The following is a 22,290-nucleotide window of genomic DNA, read 5'->3' as shown; positions in this document are numbered from 1 at the left end:
ATTTCGCGCATGCGGGATTTGCAGTGGCAGGGCAATCAATGCCCCTGACCACCAGCATTCTGGTCGGAGGCTTCACCGTTCTCGTGAATCCTGAACTCCTCCAATGTGTGCCCTGATTGTAGTGCGGCGACCAGCCAGCGCGGCTGTTTGCCACGTCCAGACCAAGTCTCGGTCGGCTTGAGAGGGTTGAAGTATTTCGGTACGACCTTTGGGTATTTGCGGCGGGGAGGCTGGCCTAGGCCCATCTCTGCCGCCCCGCTCTCGGGCTCACCGACCTGTTCCGGTTGATTGAGTTGCGCCAGGCGCTTCTCCAACTCGCGCTTTTCGGCCGTGATTTTTTCAGCAAGAATCTTTGTTAGCTCCTCGTGGAGGAGCCAAAGTTCCTCAAAATCCATGGTTTCGAGATCTTGCCTGCGCATACGATTCTGGTCACCGTTCGACCCACGCCCCGACTATCTTGTCATCTCCACGCCGAGTATCGTTTCCGAGCGCCAAATCTGGGGATAGATCCAAGGCTGGTTTTTCAAATTAGCGTGACGATAAATAAATAATATATTATTTAATATTTATTGCGAGGATTATTTTCGTTATTTTTAATGCCCCGGAGAAAGGGGTCGGATGTTATCGATTGCCCTCTGGGCGCTTTCAGGAGGCCATCAGCCGGTTCATCGCGCCCGCGGCTGAATAGACTGATAGCCAGGCTTTGAAGCCACAAATCCAGCTGCGACGGCTCGCCCTCAGGCGTATTGCAGTCCCTCAGCATCCCGGATGCCGCGGGTCCATGGTCGCATTTCAGTAAGAGCGAAGCAGCGCGGCCCGCGTGACGGATATGTTTTTCGAGGGCGCGGCATGGGAGGTCGATCCCACGCCCGACCCAACGTTTCATTCTTCACTTGAGTCGAGACGTCGGTGCACGCAAGGCGCGTAATGTTACTTCGGCCGCTATTAAATTCAGCGGATAAGTTCATTTTTTTGTCTTGATCAGAACCGGCGGCGCAGTTATGTGGAGCACGAACCTGCCGTTCGGTTCCACATATTTTTGAATAAGCTGACCACTTGGTTCTTGATTACCCGGCCGGGACAATATTAAATGGGCGCAACTACAGGATGCTAGCATGTCGACCAAGAAGCTCGAACTAGAAGCGATGTCTCTCGACGATCTATGGTCGCTTCATGAGGAAATTAGCGGCATTTTGTCGGATCGGATTAAGGCCGAGAAGCAGGAACTCGAGAAACGCCTGGCGGTTCTCGGCGGGGGGATGGCTGTGTTGGCCGAAGCAGGTGGGCCGGGCGTCTCGCCGACCGGCAAGCAGAGGCGCAAATATCCGCGCGTGCTGCCGAAATATCGTAACCCCCAGACTTCCGAAACCTGGTCAGGGCGTGGCAAGCGGCCGCGGTGGTTGGTTGCTGCCATGAAATCCGGCCGTCGGATCGAAGAGTTTCGCATAGGGGCAGCGGCTCCGAAGCTCCGGCAGCGGGCGTGAAACCTCGCTGCGCCAGCGGGGTTGCGGAGTCTGGGGCTTTGGGCGGGGATCAACCCTAGTAGGCGTTGCGGCCCCGCAAGACCTCCATCGGAGTTTGCAACACGATTGCGAGATCCAGCCGAAGACTCCAATTGTCGATGTACCAGAGATCGTACTGTACACGTGCTTCGATCATGGACGCTGTGGGTGTTGCACCGCGGCAGCCGTGGATCTGGGCCCATCCAGTCAATCCTGGCCTGACCCTGCGGCGAAACGCGTAGTTTCGCACGAGCTTGTCAAATTCCCCGTCGTGGGCCAAGGCATGGGGACGCGGACCCACCAGCGACATGCTGCCGTCAAGAACATTTAGCAGCTGTGGCAGTTCATCGAAGCTTGACCGCCGTAGCCATTTGCCGACGCGGGTGACACGTCGATCGGCGTGGTGGGCCTGAAGGATCACGGGCCCGTCCTCGAGCACATGCATGGTCCGGAACTTGCGGATCAAGAAGGTCCGGCCGTTGAAGCCACAGCGCTTCTGCCGAAAGAATACAGGGCCCGGAGAATCCAGTTTGATCGCGACCGCGGCCAACGCAAGCAGCGGCGCAAGTATCGCCAGCGCGAGTCCCGCGCCAATAATATCAATCATCCGCTTCGTCGCGCATTCCAGCGGTGTGAGGGGGCCGGGCTGAAGTTCTACACAAACGGCGCTTCCAAGACTTCGCGTATGATGTCGAAGCAATTCGGATGGTGTGCCGACCGGCACAAACATGATTGGGAACGGCAATACCCGTAAATCGGCAATGAGGGCCCGAAGTTCGTGCCATCGTTCCGGCTTAGCTTCCACCACCACCTGCTCAAGCTGGCAACTGCGAATGTAATCGATCACGCGGGCGGTGAGCCGCCTTCGACAGACAGGACCAAAGCCCATTGGAGGCAAGCTGAACCGTCCCTTGACGCAATAACCGTGCATGGCGAGCGCTTCAGACAGCCCCGCGTTCTTCGATAGTGGTTGATCGCTGATCAGAACAATATTTGTCTCGGCGAACTTTCTGCCGCTGAGTCCCCTTCCGAGAAGCGCCTTGACCCCCCACCGCTCGGCCATAAGCAAGCCGAGGCCCAAGACGGCGAAAAGCGGGGCTGCTTGCTGAGAAGACTCCGGGCGAACCGCAAAGCCGGACACGGCCCAGATGAAGAGCAACAACGACGTCCAAGCCATACAGACGACGCGTATTTGGTTTCGGAGGGCGAGGAGCTCAACTGGCTGATAAAGGCCCTGGGTCTTCAGCACGCAAACGAGATAAGCCGCGCTTACTAGCGCCAGGCCAGTTGCAGCGCCCAAGTCGCCTGCGGCCTGTCCATTTTTAGCCTGATGCAGCAATGTGGAAGCGACGCTCGCAAACAAAATGGTCGCAATATCCGCGCAGAGCGCCACGTATTCAACCGAGTCATAACGGAGGGGCCATTTGTGCTGGCGGGACACAGCCGGCCCGGGACTGACACGATCCGTAACCTCTCGATCGGGAAAATGTCGGTTCACGAAGTTCATTTCTCGGGCACCAGCGAGTTAATATTTAATATATTATTAATTAACTGAATTTATCAAGAAAAAATACCAACCTTGGCTATCTAGCATTCCGTGCCGCCCGGAGGGTTTATCGAGATCCCTGTCGGGAGTTCCGCGCGTGTATCTTGTCGAGGTACGACGGATCCAGCTCCGAAATCAGGCTCTCGAGATAGACCTTTCCGTCGGCCGAAGACGACCGGTATGCGGCCGCAAGCACCGGGCTCACGATAGGCTGATGCGTAACGACGATGCTGACGTCTCGTTTGATCAAGTCACGGAACTCGAAGTCCCGTAGCACTGCATCTGTAGCGAGTGCGATGGACAGCCTCAACGGAAGCAGATCCAACTCGTTGGGCGCGGTGTACCACGACATCTTGAGCATCGCTGCCGTGCTAGACTCAGCCAAATTGTGCTTCGATGCCGCCGCGAGCAAGAGCCAAATGTCGCCGCGGAGGGGCGAAGAGCGCAATGCACGAGCAAACGCTTTTGAAGCCGCTGGAGAATCTGTCTTTTGCTCGTCCGCAGCTGGTGCCGAATCCCAGCCGGATCTCGCTTCTCCTCGGAGAGATAAGTCTTCACGTGCTGCCGCAACTGAAACCGGTTTCGAGATCCCGTACGGCCATGGCGCCATTGTCGATAGGGCTGTCGACAAAGAAGATTGACCACCGAGATACCACTCCGGAGGGACCGTCCATACTGCCTGCATGATCAGCGCGATTCCAAGCAGCATCAGGGCAGCGCGGGGCCAAATCGCGTTCAATGACGACGCGAACTTTGGAAGCGGCGCCGGGGCCGGACCGGCCATCCGCTCCGAAGGCGCCTTCCATTCCGCGGATATGGCGTCTCGGCCCGCGCCGGGGAGGCTTTGAGCGAACGCCAGTCCAAAAAGCGCAGCGACCAAAAGCGACGCGCCCAAACCCAGAATTCCGTGATCGGCAAAGGCTAGTATCGTTAGCGCTATCGAAGCGCCCGCGCCCAGGGCCGGGTACACGTAATCGTAAGCTCGAGAAAGGGAACGCCTGACCAGAATACAGGCGCCGAGCATCGCTATAATTACGAGGCCGCAAAGGAAGGCCCAGCCCATATCTATGACAATGGCTGCGGCGGCGGTTGGTCTTTCTCGTGTCGCGTCGGTTCCAACGTCGCGATAAATCGGCAAGAGGACCGCCGAAGCGCCCGCACCGGATCCTGCCGGCGCGACGTCTTGCAGCATCCGTTCTGTCGCGATCTGGCTGCTCGTTGACAAGGCGATCGTCAGATCGGTGTTCGTTTTGAACGGAATGACCGTGACGCTGGCAATAGAGAATATCGCGGCTGTTGCGAAAATGCCGGCGGTACCCCACAAGCCCAAGAACCACCTGCGAATAGCGAATACCGATAGCAAGATTCCTGATCCGAGGAGGGCAGAAACGATGGCGGTGGAGTTGGCCCGGCTGAGCAGCGCGGCCAGGCAGACGATCATTGCGATGATCGCCGCGAACAGAGCCGGGAGCGGGGCTGGCGCGATTGTTCCGGGCCGACTGTGCCGTCGTAGCTGATCGAGCGCTCGTATTGCCGTCGCACAGGAAAGCAAAACGCCGAGCACAGCGACGGTTGAGCCATCGGGCCCGGCAATACCAGTTGTTTCCTTACGGAACCACATAGCAGTGGCGATCGTGGCTATCGACAGGAGAATATGAAGGACTTGCGCCGCGCGGTATCGATCAAGCGCGATGACCGCGGTGAGGAGGGCCGCGGCGAGCACTGCACAATACTGCGAGAGCGAGACCATAGTCGCCCTGGTATCGACCGTGACTATTTCGGCGAGCGACTCGTTCAGGGCGGCCGATGCAGTGGCCCAAATGGGATTGCCGAATGTGCCCATGGGCATCGGCACTGCCTGTAACGCCATCCAGAGCGCCGGAGCCACGAGTACAGCGACGAGACCGGGCCGGAGCAGCTTGGAGAGCCCGAGGGAGGTGGACGATGGAAAGATCGCTACGACCAGCGCGGCCGTTGCAAGTACGAAGGATGCCAACACCCAGCTTTGCAGGCTTTCCGGCATCGCGAGCGCCGCGGTAATCGCCACGAACTCGGCCAACATGACAAGGCGGATAATCATGTGAACCTCATCGTGGTGCGGCCACTCCGCCGATCCACCGGCCGGAGAACGCGGAGGCCGCTACGAGACAGCCTCAAGAGCCGGAAAGTCCATAACGGATGTAGTGGCTGTCATGATAATAGTAGCTCCGATGACCGTCATATCGAGCCATTGCCTTGGTATCGGTTTTGCTGAGCACTGCCCCAATGAGCGACTCGTGAATGTTGGGTGCTGTGTGCAGCGCGTGCTGCACGACATCTATTTTGGTACGGCCCCATTCAACAACCAGAATGTAGCAGTCGATGAGAGATGAAGTGGCTCGGACATCAACCAACGGGGTCAGGGGAGGAAGGTCGACGATGACGTAGTCATAGTCAGCTCGCAAACGGTCGAACAGCTTGCTTATCGCGTCCGCGCAAAGAATTTCGCTGGTGTGAAGCAGGGGTCCCCGCCGCACGGCGGGCAAGAATGCAAGGTTGGTTGTCGGATCCCGCCAAATGGCGTCCGCCAGAGACCGGGTGCCGTTTGCAACTTCGATGATTCCGCTGACAGCCTTGGGCGCAAAGATAGCTGTTAGTGAGGGATTCCTGAGGTCGCAGTCGACGATGATGGCTCTCTTGCCGGTGTGCCCGATCAATTGCGCGAGCGAGGCCGCAATCGTGGTCTTCCCCTCATTCGGCAGGGCCGAGGTAATGCCGATGACCTGGGAGGAGATTTTCGCCGGATTGTGGTCGATGGCCAGCTTGATAGAACGAATTGCCTCCGTATATCGAGATAGCGGCATCCCGACCACGGTTCGGTGAATTGCGGTTGGAGACGAAACTATCCGCTGCTGGTTATCATCATCGGTTTTCAGGAGCCGAACTGACGGCTTCGGAGACTTGCGGGCGGGTAACAACGGGACCATAGATAGGCAAGGCAATTCCAACACAGTTTCCAGTTGGGAGGAGGTACGAAAGACGCGGTCCATGAGGTCTCTGAGGAGCGCCAAGCCGATGCCCACTCCAAGACCGCCAAGGATGCCCAGCGCCAGTACCAGCCTTGTCTTTGGCTTGCTCTTGCTGGGCGGTGGCGAAGCGGGAAAAAGGACCCGTGTTTCTGAGACAGGAAATGTCTCCTGCTGTGCGGAGCCCATGTAACGCTGCAAGAAGGTCTCGTACAGGCTGCGCAAGCCCTTCGCCCGGCTATCTAGATCCTTGATAGTCAACTCGGCAGAATTGACTGAACGAGACTGCGAAACGGACTTGGACAGTTGCTTTTCGACTTCTTCCTGGCGCTGTTTGGCGAGTTCGAACTCGCTTCGGCTGACTTCGGCAAGTCTTCTGACTTCGTCGAAAATGGAGACACGAAATTCTCGCGCGCGATTCCGGACATTGACGACTGCCAGGTGGTCGCGACCGACCCTGGCGGACAACTCGGCCTCGCGTCTCATGAGTTCTAGATACTGCTGGCGCAGCCCCGTGATGATCTGACTGTTCAGCGCATCGGCCCCGACGGCATCCAGATTGGCCATCGAGGCCGGATTTTTCGGATCGGACGAGGTAAGGAGAGTTTGATAGCGAGCCAATTTGGCCGTGGCTTCAGAGGTCTGGGCGCGTGCGGCAGCCAATCGATTGTTGATCTCCGTGATCTGCTGCTCGTCGATGGGCTTTCCATCCAGAGAAACAATATTGTTCTGGGCCTTGTAGACGTCGACGGCCCGTTGTGCAGTGAGGGCCTGGTCACCAAGGTCGCGCAGCCTCTCCTGCAGCCAGCTTGTTGCCCTGCGATTTGCGTCGAACTTTGCGTTGAGCTGGTCCGCAACATAGGCCTTGGCTACGGCGTTAACGATCTCCGCGGCTCGAACCGCGTTGCTCGAACTGAAACTGATCTCAATGATGTTGCTGTACCCGATACGTCCCGCTGAAAGTCGGCCGAGAAATGCGTCTACCATAGCGTCCGATGGTTCGCCCTGCGTATCCGAGGGCGCTTCCTTCTTCGGTCCATTCGAGGCAAATGACCGGATTCGCTGCCAGAGCGACTGTAGAGATGGCCCCGACGCCTTAAAGTCCGGATCGTCCGTCAGTTTCAACTGATCGATCACCGCAACCGCAATTGCCCTTGATCTCAGGAGCTGAAGCTGGGTCTCGATCTGACCGAGATCGTATGCCGGCTCGGCGACGAGCGATTGCTGCTGGACAAACTGGGGTCTTGGATTGGCTAACAGGATCTGAACCTGCGCCGTATAGGTTGGAGATACCAGCCGGAGATAGAGCACGCTGGCCGCAGTGATGAGTCCAGCAGTGACAAGGATCACGAGATATTGGCGTCGCAGAAGCCCGATCGCGAAATTGATGACGTCGTTGATCCCACCGCTGTCTGCCTGGACGGGTTGAGCAAGCCCGTTCACCGCCAGCCGTAGTTTATCCGTGTGTTGAAGATTGTTCTGGAGCATCACGTACCTATCCGACTGAGCCACGTTGAGGCCGCCCGCCCGCAGACCAGCGTTCAAGAAGGACGTACCAAGCGGCGAGGGATTATATACCTTATAAAAATCTGCTTGCCAAATTAAATGAATCATCTATTAATTGAAACGAGATCGAAAATCAATGAGCGCGTCATTTTGGGCCAAATCGTGGGAAAATAGTATTGTATTTCCGTCACTTAAGGTCTATGCAGTGTTTTTATCAAAAATAATGCGATGGTTAGGGGCCGGTTTGGCCTGGCAAAGAATTAATTCCATCGGGGATTATGCCCTCCGCATGGAAACCCGATTCTGAAGTGAGGGCCGGCAGGAGTACCTAATGCTGGAACTGCGATCCTTGGCGATCCCTGATGTCAAAGTAGTTCGAACAGATCGGTTTGCCGACGGCCGCGGCTACTTCTGTGAGACCTTCCAGCGATCGGCCTTTGCCGAAAAGGGTATCCTCCACGACTTCCTGCAGGACAATCAGTCCAGCTCAGACCGCATCGGCACGGTACGTGGCCTGCACTTCCAGCGACCGCCCTTCGCCCAGGCGAAACTCATACGGGTGTTGAACGGGGCCATTCTCGATATTGCCGTCGATCTCCGGCGGTCATCGCCCAACTTCGGCAAGCATATCGCCATCCAGCTGGATAGCGAAAGTGGTGAGCAGGTGTTCATTCCGAAGGGGTTCGCGCATGGCTTCTGTACGCTGCAACCCAAGACCGTCGTCTTGTACAAGGTCGACCAGGTCTATGCCCCGAGCCACGACGGCGGCGTCTATTGGGCTGATCCGACGCTAGCGATCAAGTGGCCCGTGACGATCTCTCAGGCTCAGGTGTCACCAAAGGACCAAACCCTTCCTGCGTTCAACCAGCTTGGTTTCGTTTTTGAGTAGTGGAGACGAGTAGAATGCGTATCCTGGTGACCGGCGGAGCGGGCTTTATCGGTTCTGCGGTGTGTCGCCGTCTGGTGCTGCAGACTGGTGCCGCGGTCATCAACATCGACAAGTTGACATACGCAGCCAACCCAGTTGCGCTGGCGAGCATCGAGACGCGGAAATCTTATGCGTTCCTGCAGTCCGACATCTGCGATCGCGAGGTTATGGATCTCGCATTCGCCGATTACGAGCCGGATGCGGTCATACATCTGGCCGCAGAAAGCCACGTCGACCGTTCGATCACCCGGCCCGACGCCTTCGTCAACACCAATATAGTTGGCACCTACACGCTGTTGGAGGCCGCCAGGACCTACTATGAGCACCTGCCGCTTCTGAGACGCAAGAAATTCCGCTTCATCCATGTATCGACGGACGAAGTCTACGGTTCATTAGGGCCCGACGACTTGTTTCGCGAAGACACGCCCTACAGGCCGAGTTCGCCGTATTCGGCCAGCAAGGCCGCCTCGGATCACCTCGCGCTCGCGTGGTTTCGAACCTACGGTCTGCCGGTCATCGTATCGAATTGCTCGAACAATTATGGGCCGTACCAGTTCCCGGAAAAGCTCATTCCGCTGACAATCCTCAATGCGATCGATCGGAAGCCTCTACCAGTCTATGGCGACGGCAGAAATATTCGCGACTGGCTTCACGTCGATGATCATGCCACCGGCTTGATAAGACTGCTCTACGATGGGAAACCGGGCGAGAAGTACAATCTTGGAGGAGACAGCCAGCGATCCAACTTGGAGGTCGTCACCCAGATTTGCGACGTGCTGGATCGATTGTCCCCGGGCGCGGGAGCGAGACGATCTCTGGTTACGTTCGTGCCGGATCGTCCGGGGCACGATGCGCGCTATGCGATCGACGCGTCGAAGGCACATCGCGAACTTGGCTGGGGACCGACGAGAACCTTTGAAGAGGGCTTGGCCGAAACCGTCGGATGGTATCTCAAGAATCGCGCATGGTGGGAGCGTGCTCGCTGCGGTGTCTATGACGGCACGCGTCTGGGTCTCCTGGCTGCCCAAAACTGAGGTGAAGATGACAGATCGCCCCATCCTCATTGCCGGACGGAATGGTCAGCTGGCAAGGTGTCTTCTTGATCTCGGTGCAATGCGCGGTCTGCCTGTGGTGGCCCTCGGGCGTCGAGAGCTCGATCTGGAGGACCGCGAGGGGATCGACAAGCTCATCGCGTCGGTCGCGCCGGCTGCGATCATCAATACGGCAGCCTACACCGCGGTAGATCAGGCCGAATCCGAAGCAGCGAAAGCCTTCAGCATCAACCGCGATGGCGCGGCGGCGCTGGCAGATGTCGCGTGGCAGATGAACATTCCACTCATCCATCTCTCGACCGACTATGTGTTCGACGGTGCGAAACCGGATGCCTACGACGAAAGTGACATTCCTGCGCCGTTGAATGTCTACGGTGCCTCGAAGCTCGCCGGCGAAGCTGCTGTTTTGGCCGCGCACCCGCTCGCGACCGTGATCAGGAGCTCGTGGATTTACTCTCCCTATGGCAGCAACTTCGTTCGAACGATGCTGCGGCTATGTGAGAGCCAGCCCATTGTGAGGGTTGTTCGGGACCAACATGGAAATCCGACCTGTGCATTCGACCTCGCGGAGGCCGTGCTTCGGATCGCAGAACGGTCAGTAACGGACGATCGCAGGGCGACGGCCGGCATCTTTCACCTTGCTGGCGGAGGCGAGACGAACTGGTACGACTTTGCGCAGGCGATCTTCGACGCGCGCTCCCGTCGCGGAGAGCGGATTCCGGCGCTCGAGGCGATCACGACGGAAGAGTTTCCGACCGCTGCGCGTCGGCCTCGAAACTCGCGCCTCGACTCATCCAAGGCCGAACGCGTGTTCGGGATTCGACTGGCGCCCTGGCGCCATTCGCTCAAAGCCTGTCTCGATCAGTTAGCGGGAGAAGGAGAAACCAATGCTGAAGGGAATCGTGCTGGCTGGCGGCAGCGGAACGCGCCTCTATCCGATCACGCGCGTCGTCAGCAAGCAGTTGCTCCCGATCTATGACAAGCCCATGATCTATTATCCCCTGTCGACGTTGATGTTGGCAGGGATCCGCGAAATTCTGATTATTACCACGCCGTCCGATCGGTGTCAGTTCGAGCGGTTGCTGGGCGACGGGAGCCAATGGGGCATTCGGCTCAGCTACGCCGAACAAGCCCGTCCCGCCGGTCTCGCGGACGCCTTCATCGTTGGTGCCGATTTCATCGGAAACGATCGTGTAGCGATGGTTCTTGGGGACAATATCTTCTTCGGGGATGGCCTGAGTGAACTGCTTGCCAAGGCGGCGGGACGTGAGGAAGGCGCCACGGTTTTCGCTTATCACGTGCGAGACCCAGAACGATATGGCGTGGTCGCGTTTGATGAGGCGGACCGCCCTGTATCGATCGAGGAGAAACCCAACCGACCGCCTTCGAACTGGGCAATTACGGGGCTCTATTTTTTCGACAACCGGGTTGTACGCTACGCTCGTCGCGTCGAGCCATCGCCCCGCGGAGAGCTCGAGATTACCGATCTTCAGATGCGCTACCTCTCGGCCAGCGCGCTGCACGTCGAGCGCATGGGACGGGGGTTTGCCTGGCTGGATACCGGCACGTTCGAGTCTCTCGTCGACGCAGGGATGTTCGTGCAAACCCTAGAAAAGCGGCAGGGAATGAAGATTGCTTGCCTTGAGGAGGTCGCCTTCAGACTCGGCTTCATCAATCGTGATCAGGTGCGCGCGCTCGCGCAGCCGCTGGAGAAGAGCGGTTATGGCAAATATCTGAACGAAATCACTCGGCTGCCGCATCACGCTTCGCAATAATAGCGGTACCAAGCCGATAATTATAAATCACCTGAATGATGTGCACATTGAATTGACGGACGGTTTAAAATAGAATTAAATCGATAAGGCTCGTTTAATTAATCGGTTTAGCCATGCTTGTGCAAAAGGCGAACGTCTTTGGTCGGGGAGCCCGGGCCGTTTTCCCAGGGGAACTTTCCCCCGCCTTTTGGCCAGAATCGGCGTTCTGGAATGCGTTCGATGGCCCCGATCCATCCGTCCTCTGGAGCCAACCGTTTGCTGATCCCTCGGCGAGCGAGGATTCGCGTCTGCCGCTTCCAGCTGGGGACGCCGGTTTCGCCCGCGCGTCGTCTGGGCCCCGCTCGGGCGATCTGCCAGACTCGCGCGGCGCCTTGCCCCGTCTCTTCCCATCTTTCCAGTCGCGATTGTCTGCTCTGCTGTCTTCGACGTCTTTGACGAGCCGCCATCAGGGCTTGGTCCCGACGATCTCAACTGTAGCAAACGAGCGGACGCCGCCGACATCATCATCGGTTTCGACCCCGAGCTCCACCCACTGGACCAATTCGAGCGACGGGGTCTGGAATGTCGCTACGAACTGGAGCGCCGGCGTCCCAGGGATCATTGACTCCGCGGTGCTCGATGCGGCGGGAGCGTATGTCGTCACCAGCACTGCCCGTGTTGATATTGGGAGCCTGGTCGTTGATGCAGGCGCGACGCTTTCGATCGGTGCCGGGTCGCCCTTTGTCGTCGAAGGCGATGTACTGAACAACGGGACTGTCGAAGTTGGGGCGTTCCTTGGTAATCGCATTGCTACAGGGGACTTTAAGGGCGACGTCAAAGGCACGGGATCTTTCGAAATTGCAGACAAGGCGATCCTGGAGATCGGAGCTTCGGTTTCGGGGCAGTTCTTGAATGGATCGTTCTCCGGCATAACCGTGTCGTTCGACACGGAAGCTGGCACGCTGGTCCTCGATCAGTCGGCCAGATTCCACGGGTTGATCGCAGGTTCGTCCCCGGGCGCGCCGCTTTCGCCGGGGAACCTCATCGACCTGAAGGATCTACCCTTCACATCCTCGATGTCGGCAACCGTCCACTACGACAACAGTTCGAATATCAGCGTGGTCGATTTCAGCAACGGTGCCGCAAGTGCCACTTTGCTGTTTTCGGGGATGGACCTGAATTGGAATTTCAAGAGCGATGGGCAGGGAGGCACTATTGTCTCCGATCCACCCACGAATCCCACCGTACTGGAAAACCAGAAGCCAGGCACGCCGAGAAGTGTCTGGGAGATCCAGCCGGGCGACAATTCGACCCTGACCCAGGGATTTGCGACAGCAATCAGCACCAATGTCGGCGGGACGGTCCAATTCAAGATCAACAATCTGACGGGCAACCCGAACTATCACGTCGATGTTTACCGGCTAGGCTATTACGGCGGCGATGGTGCCCGGCTGGTTACGAGCCTGCAGCATCAGGCCGGAGCCGCGGTCGTCCAACCCGCTGCACTACGTGATCCGTCGACCGGTCTCGTCGATGCCGGCAACTGGAGCATAACCGATTCCTGGAGCGTGCCAACCGATGCGGCCTCGGGCGTCTACATCGCCAACGTCATCAACGGCACCGAGATTTTCCAGATCCCGTTCATCATACGGAACGACGCGTCGCACAGCGATATCGTTCTGCAGACGAGTGATGAGGACTGGCAAGCCTACAACGGTTGGGGAGGGGCCAACCTCTATTTCGGAAACGGACCGGGCGTCAACGGATCGGCCTACGCGGTCAGTTACAATCGCCCGCTGGTGACGCGTGACGGCACTGGAACCTTCTCCGAGGGGGGAGACTCTCCGTTCACGGCTGAGATTGCGGCCATCTATTGGCTCGAGCAGAACGGTTACGATGTTTCTTACATTTCTGGAATCGATGCTGCGACAAACGGCTCGTTGTTGCTCAATCACAAAGTCTTCATGGACGCGGGGCATGACGAGTACTGGACCGAAGCGCAGCGCGCCAACGTAGAGGCCGCAGCGCACGCTGGTGTGAACCTTGCGTTTCTCACAGCCAACGAAATTTTCTGGAAAACAAGATTGGCACCCAGCATCGATGGCAGTGGAACAGCCAACCGCACGCTCATCAGCTACAAGGATACGCACGCAAATGCGCTGATTGATCCATCAGGACAGGCGACCGGCAACTACTCTGACCCGCGGTTTGGTGCTCCTCTTCCCTCGAATGAATTGACCGGTACATTGTTTGCGGTCAACGCATTCCGGTACGATACGATCACGATACCGTACTCGATGACCCAGTTGCGCTTCTGGCGCAATACGGCCGTCGCGCAAACCTCACCCGGACAGACCGCCTCGCTCGTACCCGGCCTATTGGGCGTTGAATGGGACGTCGCGCCGGACAACGGATTCCGTCCGGCGGGGTTGGTCAGTGTCTCGTCTTCGACAGTCAATGTGGACGGAAAGTATCTGCTTGATTACGGCAACACGTTCGGAGCAGGCACGGCGACCCACAATCTCGTGCTGCATCGAGATCCCGTTAGTGGCGCACTGATATTCTCAGCCGGTTCAATCAACTGGCCGTGGGCGCTTGCCAGTGACCACGACGGACCTGCGACTCCAGTGGACCCAAATGTCCAGCAGGCGATGGTCAACCTCTTCGCCGACATGGGGGTTCAGCCGGCGACGCTGCAGGCGAACCTGGTCGCCGCGATCCGGTCCACAGACACTACGGCGCCGACCTCTGCGATCAGCAATCTCTCGGCTACCAGCGTTGTCGAAGGGCAATCGATCACGGTGACGGGTACGGCTGCTGACGCGGCGGGAAAGATCGCCGGCGTCGAAATCTCCACGGATGGTGGAACAACCTGGCATCCAACCAACAGCAACGTCGGCGCGGCGAACGTGACGTGGTCATATACGTTCATCACAGGCGCCCAGGGGACATATAGTCTCAAGACCAGGGCGATCGACGACAGCCTGAACCTGCAAACACCTGGTACGGGCACGACCTACACGGTCACGCCGTCTTCCAGCCTGTCGCTCTTCAGTCCGACCGACACGCCTGCGGTGATTTCAAACGGCGATTCCGGCGCAGTTGAAGTCGGCCTCAAATTCGTCCCTACCGCGTCGGGCAAGATCACCGGCATTCGCTTCTACAAGGCGCCTGATAATACCGGCACCCACATCGGCGATCTCTGGACCACCAACGGCACGCTACTCGCGAGCGCCACCTTTAGCAACGAAACAGCGAGCGGCTGGCAGCAGGTTGATTTCGCGACGCCTGTCAATGTTCAAGCGGGCGTCACGTATGTCGCCTCTTATCACACCAACACCGGCCACTATTCCTCGACGGACTTCTATTTCATCGACTATGACGGCATTACGAAAGGTGCGCTCACCGCGCCCGGTAGCAGCCTCAACGGCGTCTATGCCTACGGCAGTAACCCGACTTTCCCCAGCAACGCGTCCTCGATCGACGCCGCGAATTACTGGGTGGACGTCGTCTTCAGCGATTCAGGCCAGACGTCGCCGCAAGCTCGTGACGACGGTGGTTTCACGGTCAGCCAGAATGGTGTGCTGAACATTGCGGCATCAACGCTGCTCGCGAACGACACCAACCCGTCCGGGCTGACTTTCTCGATTTCCAGCGTCGGTAACGCGGCCAACGGAAGCGTAAGCTACAATTCGCAGAACCAGACCGTGACCTTCACGCCCACCGCTGGTTATGCCGGGGCGGGGAGTTTCACCTACACGATCACGGACACGAGCGGCCAAACCGGCACCGGCCAGGTGTCGCTCAAGGTTAATTATCCGGCCTCGGCGCAGAGCCTATTTGGCACCAATGATGCGCCGAGCGTCCCCAATGGCGGCGATACCAGTCCCATCGAAGTCGGCGTCAAGTTTACCGCATCCGTGAACGGGACGATCACCGGCCTGCGCTTCTACAAGGGATCGTCGAATACGGGTCCCCATATTGCTGATCTCTGGAGCTCGACCGGAACCCTGCTTGCAACCGCCACGTTCACGGGCGAGACCGCCAGCGGCTGGCAGCAGGTCAACTTCTCCACCCCCGTCGCGATCACGGCAGGCACCACCTACGTCGCGTCCTATCACACCAACGGCAATTATTCCGGTACCCAGAACTATTTCACGACATCGCTTGCCAACGGCCAGTTGACGGCTCCGGCCGGCAGCAACGGGGTCTATGCCTACGGATCCGGAAGCACGTTCCCGACAAATACCTTCAAATCCTCGAACTATTGGGTCGATGTCGTCTTCAACGGCTCCGCCGCAACCAGCGCGCCGCAAGCGAATGCCGACAGCGGCTTCACGGTTAGCCAAAATGGCGTGCTGAATATTGCGGCATCGACGCTGCTCGCGAACGATACCAACGCGTCCGGATTGGCTTTCTCGCTCACCAGCGTCAGCAACGCGGCCAATGGAAGCGTAAGCTACAATTCCCAGAACCAGACCGTGACCTTCACACCCACCGCCGGCTATGCCGGGGCGGCGAGTTTCAGCTACACGATCACGGACACGAGCGGCCAAAGCGGGTCCGGCCAGGTGTCGCTCAAGGTCAATTATCCGGCCTCCGCGCAGAGCCTGTTCGGCACGAGCGATGCGCCGAGCGTTCCCAATTCCGGTGATAGCAGCCCGGTCGAAGTCGGCGTCAAGTTTACCGCATCGGTGAACGGGACGATCACGGGCCTGCGCTTCTACAAGGGATCGCTCAATACCGGTTCCCATATTGCGGATCTCTGGAGCTCGACCGGAACGCTGCTTGCAACCGCCACGTTTACGGGCGAGACCGCCAGCGGCTGGCAACAGGTCAACTTCTCCTCCCCTGTGGCGATCACGGCAGGCACCACCTACGTCGCGTCCTACCACACCAACGGCAACTATTCCGGTACCCAGAACTATTTCGCGACGTCGCTTACCAACGGCCAGTTGACGGCACCGGCCGGCAGCAACGGAGTCTATATTTACGGAGCCGGAAGCGCGTTCCCGACGAACAGCTTCAAATCTTCCAACTATTGGGTCGATGTTGTCTTCAACGGCTCCACCGCCGCCAATAATACGCCGCCAACCGCGGTTGCTGACGGCGCGGATGCGACCGAGAAGGGCGGCGCGAACAACAGCACTGGCGGTTCGCCCGCCATCGGCAACGTGCTGACCAACGATATCGATCCCGATTCCGGCGACACCAAGACCGTCACTGCATTCAGCTTCGGCTCGACCAACGGGATATTCAATACCCCTCTCGCGGGCGCACACGGCACGCTCTTGCTCAGTGCCTCAGGTGCCTTCACCTATACGGTGAGCGAGAACGATGCGGCCGTGCAGGCCCTGCGGCAGTCGAGCAATACGCTGAGCGATGTCTTCAACTATACGATGCGGGACGCCGCCGGCGTCGCATCGTCGACCACCCTTACTGTCACCATTCACGGCGCCAACGACGCGCCGGTGCTGGCGATCCAGACCGGAAGCCAGGCTGCGACCGTGGGCTCCGTGTTCTCTCTGACGCTGCCCGTCGGCACTTTCACCGATGTCGATGTCGGCGACACGCTCACCTACGCCGTAACTTCGGCCCTTCCCGCCTGGCTCACGTTCAATGCTCAGACCCGTACCTTTAGCGGCACGCCGACGTCTGCGAACGTTGGCACGCTCAGCGTTACGGTCTCTGCTGCCGATCTGGGCAATCTCACGAGCAGTGAGACATTCAATATCGCAGTGTCGGCAGTTCCGTCAACGGTGAGCCTGTTCTCGAGTTCGGACACCCCCGCACTGCGATCCAATGGGGACACATCTCAGGTCAATCTCGGCGTGCAATTCTCATCCTCCGTGGCAGGCACGATTACCGGCATCAAGTACTTCAAGAGTGCAAATGACCTCGGCACTCATACGGGATCGTTGTGGAGCAGCACCGGCGCGCTGCTGGCGACCGCGACTTTCACGAACGAGGGCAGCAGCGGCTGGCAGACCGTCACGTTCAGCAGTCCCGTAACCATCACGGCCGGCGCCACCTATGTCGCAAGCTATCACAGCAACGGCCACTATGCCTCCACCACCAGCTACTTCACCACCGCCCGCACCAACGGTCCGCTCACGGCTCCTGCGAGCGTCAATGGCCTCTACACTTACGGAACAAGCAATCTGATGCCGACCAGCAGCTATAGCGCAAGCAACTACTGGGTCGATGTGGTGTTCAACAGCTCGAGCGGCGGCGCCAACCAGTCGCCCGTCGCTGCGAACGACAGCGGCTTGGACGCCACGCAGAACGTCCCCTTTGCGATTCCGGCCTCGGTACTGCTTGCCAACGACACCGATCCGGACGGCAATACGCTCACGATCACGGGTGCGAGCGGCGGTACGAACGGGGTCGCCAGCTTCAACGCCCAAAGCAACAGCGTGATCTTCACTCCTACGGCCGGCTACACGGGACCGGCGTCCTTCAACTACAGCATCTCCGACGGCCATAGTGGTACCGCCAGCGCACTCGTCTCTCTCGATGTGAACGCTGCGTCTTCGACGACTGTGCGCCTGTTCAGCGCAAGTGATGAGCCCAGCATTGTGGCGGCCAATGATCCAAAGTCGGTGGAACTTGGCGTCAAGTTTCAGACGTCCACCCCGGGCGATATTGTCGGCATTCGCTTTTACAAGGGTCCATCCAACACGGGCAGCCACGTCGCGGATCTCTGGAGCAGCACCGGGACTTTGCTGGCAACGGCGACCTTTACCAGCGAAACGGCCGACGGCTGGCAACAGGTCAATTTTGCCACGCCCGTGACGATCATGCCGGGAACGACCTACGTCGCGTCCTATCACACCTCCGGGAATTACGCGGCCGATCCGGGCCTGCTCGCAAACGCGATTACCAACGGACCGCTGACGGCCCCATCGTCGTCATCGATCGGCGGCAACGGTGTGTTTGCGTACGGGACGGACAGCCTATTCCCGACCAACACCTACAACTCAACGAGCTATGGCGTTGACGTAGTTTTCAGGCCGCAGCTGGCAGCATAGGAGACGTAAAGATGCACGCCGAACTTTATACCGATGGAATCGAAGAAATTACCGTCAGCGGCACCATCGTCCGTGTCGATCTGGTCAGTCTTTCACCGACGGAGCGCGACGCAAACAATGCCCCCAAGCGAGTGTTTTCGCAGCGATTGATTTTTTCGGTCGAATCCTTCGCCAATTCGGTCGATGTGATGCAGAAGGCGCTTCAGGGCCTAGTTGACGCGGGCGTGGTCCGGAAGAATCCGTCAGTTCAGTCGCACAACGGTGCGTCGGGAATACATGATGCGCTGGCGCCCAACACACGGTCTCTGAATGTCTCTTCGAATTTCCGCTGAAATGGACGTCGCTGGCGGCGCGAAAGACCAGGTTGCGGATACGCCCGCGCCCGGATTGTCAATGCAGACGGCATTGGAATGCCTGTCCAAGGTCTCCGGTCACCATGGCATAGATCTGCCAGTCGAGCGCTTAAAGCGTGCCTACGCGGTAGCCGCCCCGATCTCGTTGAATCTTCTGTTGCGCATGGCGAAGGATGCGGGCTTGCGCGCGAGAAGCACGGACCTGGATTGGGGTGCGCTGATTCGTCTCGGAGAAGCCTATCCGGCGCTGGCGAGGCTCGCCAATGGCAACTGGATCGTTGTCCTTGGCGCGGGACGGCGAGCTGACGGCGCCGAGGTCGTCAGCATCTTCGACCCCCTAGCCGACCGCAAGCACGAGGTCTTGGTTGTTGATCGCGACCGCTTCTGTGCCCAGTGGGCTGGCGACACGATCCTGATCAAGCGCGAGCCGTTGACACAAGATGGTCGGAGGAGTTTCGGGCTCCGGTGGTTCGTACCGGAATTGCTTCTTCAATGGCGACTGTTCAGGGACGTCGCCATTGCCGCCATCCTGCTCTACGCGTTGGGCCTCGTCGTCCCGATCTTTTTCCAGCTCGTCATCGACAAGGTTCTGGTTCACGAGAGCTTCACCACTCTTTATGTACTCGCGGCAGGAGCAGGCGTAGCGCTCGTCTTCGACGCCATATTCGGCTTTCTGCGGCGCTACTTGCTGCTGTATGCGACCAACAGGGTCGACATTCGCGTTGCGACGAAGACGTTCGGTCATCTCCTCGGGCTGCCAGTCACCTTCTTCGAGCACATGGCCGCGGGGGTACTGGTCAAGCACATGCAACAAGCGGCGCGGATCCGCGAGTTTCTGACCGGGCGACTATTCTTGACGACCCTCGACGCGCTCTCGTTGTTCGTCTTCCTGCCGGTCCTTGCGCTCTACAGTGTCAAATTGACCTTGATGGTCCTGGCCTTCACCGCCGCGAGCGGCGCTGTTGTCGGCCTGCTCATGGGCCCTTTCCGGCGACGTCTTTACGATCTCTACCAGGCGGAAGGTGCGCGGCAGGCTCTCCTCGTCGAAACAGTCCATGGTATGCGCACGGTGAAGACGCTGGGCATGGAGCCAGCGCAGAGCAGGGTTTGGGATAGCCGATGTGCGCAGTCCGTGACCATGCGATTCGGTGTCGAGAAGATTTCCGCAGGCGCCCAGGCGCTCACCGGATTTCTCGAGAAGATCATGACGCTTGGAATCATCTCTGTCGGAGCACTCGATGTCTTCGCCGGAGAAATGACAATCGGCGCGCTGGTCGCTTTCAACATGTTGGCCGGCAGGGTCTCCGGACCACTGGTCCAGCTCGTGACCATGGTGCACGAATACCAGGAAGTGGCGCTTGCCGTGAAAATGCTCGGCGAGGTCATGAATCAGAAGCCTGAACGTGACGGTCGGAAAGATGGGCTGCGGCCCGACCTCGCCGGCAAAATCGAGTTCGACAGTGTCTCTTTCCGCTACGGAGCCGAGGGAGCGCCGGCGCTTGACGATGTCTCCTTCACCATCGAGCCAGGCTCGATCTTCGGGATCGTGGGCCGAAGCGGCTCCGGCAAGACGACGCTCACAAGGCTGATTTCGGGCATGTATCCGGTGCAGCAGGGGCTGCTACGTATCGACGGATATGATTCGAGAGAGCTCGACCTGGCCCACCTGCGCCGAAACCTCGGAATCGTCTTGCAGGATAATTTCCTGTTTCGCGGGACGGTTCGCGACAATATCGCCTGCGTGAAACGTGACGCGACCTTTGCCGAGGTCGTCGCTGCAGCGCAGCTCGCTGGCGCCGACGAATTCATCGAGAGGTTGCCCCGTGGCTTCGACACCATGCTCGAGGAAGACGCCTCGAACCTGTCCGGCGGGCAGAAGCAGCGACTCGCGATCGCGAGGGCTCTGATTGTCAATCCACGAATCTTGATTTTCGATGAAGCGACGAGTGCCCTCGACTCCGAAAGCGAAATGATCATCCGGCGCAATCTCCGCCGTTTGGCGGCAGGGCGTACCGTCATCATCGTCTCGCATCGGCTGTCGATGCTGACCGAGGCAAGTCAGATCCTGGTGATGGACCGCGGCCGAATCGTCGACGTGGATCGCCACGACCATCTCCTGTCGAAATGCACCATCTACAGACACTTGTGGAACCAACAGATGAAGCAGATTGCATGAAGGAGACGAGGCCATCACGCGCAGATTCGAAGCCGATCGGCCTGGTCCCGGCCAGACCGGTCGAGCGACGGCGAAAGCTATTCAGGTCATCGCCGAGGCGAGCGCCAGTCATCGCCGAATTCCAGTCCGATGCCACCGAGGTCGAGCAGCAAGCGCCGCCGCGGCTCGCGCGTCTCACCCTCTACGGCATACTTGCGCTGATCGTCTTCGCGATCACTTGGGCATCCGTTTCGCAAGTGGAGATGATCGTCACGGCGCAGGGAAAATTGACGACGACACGTCCCAACCTGGTTGTGCAGCCGCTGGAAACGTCGGTCATACGCGAGATCCATGTCAAGGCCGGTGACCGCGTCAACCGTGGCGACGTTCTGGCGACCCTCGATCCGACGTTCTCGCAAGCGGATTTCGATCAATTGCGCGGCAGAGTGGCCGGTTTCGATGCCTCGATCGATCGGCTGGGCGCCGAATTGAATGGAGCCGAGTACGCCGTCAAGGAGCTCGCGAACGCCGACCAGATCCTGCAGGGCAAGTTGTTCTTGCAGAGGAGGGCCGCTTACGAAGCGCAGATCCAGAATTACGACGCGCAGATCGCTTCCGCTCAAGCCAATCTCAAGACAGCACAGAACGAAGAGGCGGTTCTCCTTCAGCGTCTCGACACGATGCGTTCAATTGAAGCCATGCGCACCACACTGATGGACAAGGAAGTCGGATCAAGGCTGAACTTCCTATTGTCTCGCGATGCACGGCTCGAGGTCGAGAGCAATTTGGCGCGTGTTCGTGGCAGTATCGCCGACACGACGCATCGGCTGGACAAGGCCCGCGCCGACCAGAAGGTCTTCGCCGAGGAGTTTCGTCGTACCACTTATCAGGAATTGGTGGAGACGGTGCCGAAGCGTAACGGCGCAGCAGAGGAATTGAAGAAGGCCGAGCTTCGTCGACAGTTGATCGTCCTGCAGGCGCCGGCAGATGCCGTAGTGCTGGATATCGCGAACCGGACAGTCGGCTCGGTGGTTCGCGAAGCGGAAACGCTGTTTGTCCTGGTTCCGCGTGACGTGCCTCTTCAGGCGGAGGTCAACGTCGAGGGGCGGGATATCGGTCAGGTGGCGCTTGGACAAGCGGTTCGGATCAAGTTCGAAGCGTTTCCTTTTCAGAAGTATGGAACTGCGACGGGAGAAGTCCGCGTCATCAGTCAGGACACGTTCTCGCCGGATACGAAGGCCGAAGGTGCGCGCCGTGCGCCAGCTCCCTATTACCGCGTACTGGTCGATTTGTCGGACACGCACCTTCGGCTTCCTCCTGAGCGTATTCAACTGATTCCGGGGATGGCGGTGACGGCCGAACTGAAAGTCGGCAAGCGCACCGTGATTTCCTATTTCCTCTATCCATTGCTGCGCGGATTGGATGAGAGCATCCGGGAATATTGACCCGGCTAGGGAT

General features: G+C 58.7%; 13 protein-coding genes. 9 read left to right on the top strand and 4 right to left on the bottom strand.

Annotation, left to right across the window (positions count from 1 at the left end):
• Window positions 1-35: 35 nt before the first annotated feature.
• Window positions 36-419, bottom strand: a complete 384-nt coding sequence (locus GGD65_RS17015; protein ID WP_018316113.1) for an H-NS family nucleoid-associated regulatory protein — start codon at window positions 417-419, stop codon at window positions 36-38.
• Between the two features lie 696 nt (window positions 420-1,115).
• Between GGD65_RS17015 and GGD65_RS17010 the strand changes: the two genes are divergently transcribed.
• Entirely contained in the window at window positions 1,116-1,484 is a 369-nt protein-coding gene (locus GGD65_RS17010; protein ID WP_018316114.1) for an H-NS family nucleoid-associated regulatory protein, read from the top strand.
• Window positions 1,485-1,539: 55 nt separating this feature from the next.
• On the opposite strand, the gene GGD65_RS17005 is transcribed toward GGD65_RS17010, so the two are convergent.
• The 3 genes from GGD65_RS17005 to GGD65_RS16995 form a co-directional block, all read right to left on the bottom strand.
• Window positions 1,540-3,009 (bottom strand): exopolysaccharide biosynthesis polyprenyl glycosylphosphotransferase, encoded by a 1,470-nt coding sequence (locus tag GGD65_RS17005; RefSeq protein ID WP_026201608.1) that lies wholly within the window; start codon window positions 3,007-3,009, stop codon window positions 1,540-1,542.
• A gap of 106 nt (window positions 3,010-3,115) precedes the next feature.
• Window positions 3,116-5,128 carry a hypothetical protein gene (locus GGD65_RS17000; protein WP_183235979.1) on the bottom strand — a complete coding sequence of 671 codons (2,013 nt, stop codon included), beginning with the start codon at window positions 5,126-5,128 and terminating at the stop codon, window positions 3,116-3,118.
• 73 nt (window positions 5,129-5,201) lie between these two features.
• The gene (locus GGD65_RS16995) at window positions 5,202-7,541 is read right to left on the bottom strand and encodes an AAA family ATPase (RefSeq protein ID WP_183236130.1); all 2,340 of its coding nucleotides are present in this window, start codon (window positions 7,539-7,541) and stop codon (window positions 5,202-5,204) included.
• Window positions 7,542-7,890: 349 nt separating this feature from the next.
• Between GGD65_RS16995 and rfbC the strand changes: the two genes are divergently transcribed.
• The 8 genes from rfbC (at window position 7,891) to GGD65_RS16955 (ending at window position 22,277) form a co-directional block, all read left to right on the top strand.
• Window positions 7,891-8,448 (top strand): dTDP-4-dehydrorhamnose 3,5-epimerase, encoded by a 558-nt coding sequence (gene rfbC / locus GGD65_RS16990; RefSeq protein WP_018316118.1) that lies wholly within the window; start codon window positions 7,891-7,893, stop codon window positions 8,446-8,448.
• Between the two features lie 14 nt (window positions 8,449-8,462).
• Window positions 8,463-9,521, top strand: a complete 1,059-nt coding sequence (gene rfbB, locus GGD65_RS16985) for a dTDP-glucose 4,6-dehydratase (RefSeq protein ID WP_183235978.1) — start codon at window positions 8,463-8,465, stop codon at window positions 9,519-9,521.
• 7 nt (window positions 9,522-9,528) lie between these two features.
• Window positions 9,529-10,518: a dTDP-4-dehydrorhamnose reductase gene (gene rfbD / locus GGD65_RS16980; RefSeq protein WP_183235977.1), complete on the top strand. Its 990-nt coding sequence runs from the start codon at window positions 9,529-9,531 to the stop codon at window positions 10,516-10,518.
• A complete protein-coding gene (gene rfbA / locus GGD65_RS16975) occupies window positions 10,427-11,314 on the top strand; it encodes a glucose-1-phosphate thymidylyltransferase RfbA (RefSeq protein WP_183235976.1) in 888 nt (295 codons plus the stop codon). The genes rfbD and rfbA overlap by 92 nt, the downstream gene beginning before the upstream one ends.
• Before the next feature lie 1,148 nt (window positions 11,315-12,462).
• Entirely contained in the window at window positions 12,463-18,324 is a 5,862-nt protein-coding gene (locus GGD65_RS16970; RefSeq protein WP_409362746.1) for a DUF4082 domain-containing protein, read from the top strand.
• An 11-nt stretch (window positions 18,325-18,335) separates the two neighbouring features.
• Window positions 18,336-18,656, top strand: coding sequence for a hypothetical protein (locus GGD65_RS16965; protein ID WP_038948915.1), 321 nt, complete (start codon window positions 18,336-18,338; stop codon window positions 18,654-18,656).
• A gap of 1 nt (window position 18,657) precedes the next feature.
• A complete protein-coding gene (locus GGD65_RS16960) occupies window positions 18,658-20,853 on the top strand; it encodes a peptidase domain-containing ABC transporter (RefSeq protein WP_409362744.1) in 2,196 nt (731 codons plus the stop codon).
• Window positions 20,850-22,277 carry an HlyD family type I secretion periplasmic adaptor subunit gene (locus GGD65_RS16955; RefSeq protein ID WP_246783311.1) on the top strand — a complete coding sequence of 476 codons (1,428 nt, stop codon included), beginning with the start codon at window positions 20,850-20,852 and terminating at the stop codon, window positions 22,275-22,277. The genes GGD65_RS16960 and GGD65_RS16955 overlap by 4 nt, the downstream gene beginning before the upstream one ends.
• Window positions 22,278-22,290: the final 13 nt, after the last annotated feature.

The sequence above is a fragment of the Bradyrhizobium sp. CIR18 genome, from assembly GCF_014198295.1.
Taxonomy (GTDB): Bacteria; Pseudomonadota; Alphaproteobacteria; order Rhizobiales; family Xanthobacteraceae; genus Bradyrhizobium.
Note: the sequence above shows the minus strand (reverse complement) of the source record. Positions and strands in the feature narration are given on the sequence as shown.

Bases quoted from the DNA above. Each gene is read 5' to 3' on its own strand.
- GGD65_RS17015 (WP_018316113.1), bottom strand. From the start codon at position 419: ATGCGCAGGCAAGATCTCGAAACCATGGATTTTGAGGAACTTTGGCTC.
- GGD65_RS17010 (WP_018316114.1), top strand. From the start codon at position 1,116: ATGTCGACCAAGAAGCTCGAACTAGAAGCGATGTCTCTCGACGATCTA.
- GGD65_RS17005 (WP_026201608.1), bottom strand. From the start codon at position 3,009: ATGAACTTCGTGAACCGACATTTTCCCGATCGAGAGGTTACGGATCGT.
- GGD65_RS17000 (WP_183235979.1), bottom strand. From the start codon at position 5,128: ATGATTATCCGCCTTGTCATGTTGGCCGAGTTCGTGGCGATTACCGCG.
- GGD65_RS16995 (WP_183236130.1), bottom strand. From the start codon at position 7,541: ATGCTCCAGAACAATCTTCAACACACGGATAAACTACGGCTGGCGGTG.
- rfbC (WP_018316118.1), top strand. From the start codon at position 7,891: ATGCTGGAACTGCGATCCTTGGCGATCCCTGATGTCAAAGTAGTTCGA.
- rfbB (WP_183235978.1), top strand. From the start codon at position 8,463: ATGCGTATCCTGGTGACCGGCGGAGCGGGCTTTATCGGTTCTGCGGTG.
- rfbD (WP_183235977.1), top strand. From the start codon at position 9,529: ATGACAGATCGCCCCATCCTCATTGCCGGACGGAATGGTCAGCTGGCA.
- rfbA (WP_183235976.1), top strand. From the start codon at position 10,427: ATGCTGAAGGGAATCGTGCTGGCTGGCGGCAGCGGAACGCGCCTCTAT.
- GGD65_RS16970 (WP_409362746.1), top strand. From the start codon at position 12,463: ATGGACCTGAATTGGAATTTCAAGAGCGATGGGCAGGGAGGCACTATT.
- GGD65_RS16965 (WP_038948915.1), top strand. From the start codon at position 18,336: ATGCACGCCGAACTTTATACCGATGGAATCGAAGAAATTACCGTCAGC.
- GGD65_RS16960 (WP_409362744.1), top strand. From the start codon at position 18,658: ATGGACGTCGCTGGCGGCGCGAAAGACCAGGTTGCGGATACGCCCGCG.
- GGD65_RS16955 (WP_246783311.1), top strand. From the start codon at position 20,850: ATGAAGGAGACGAGGCCATCACGCGCAGATTCGAAGCCGATCGGCCTG.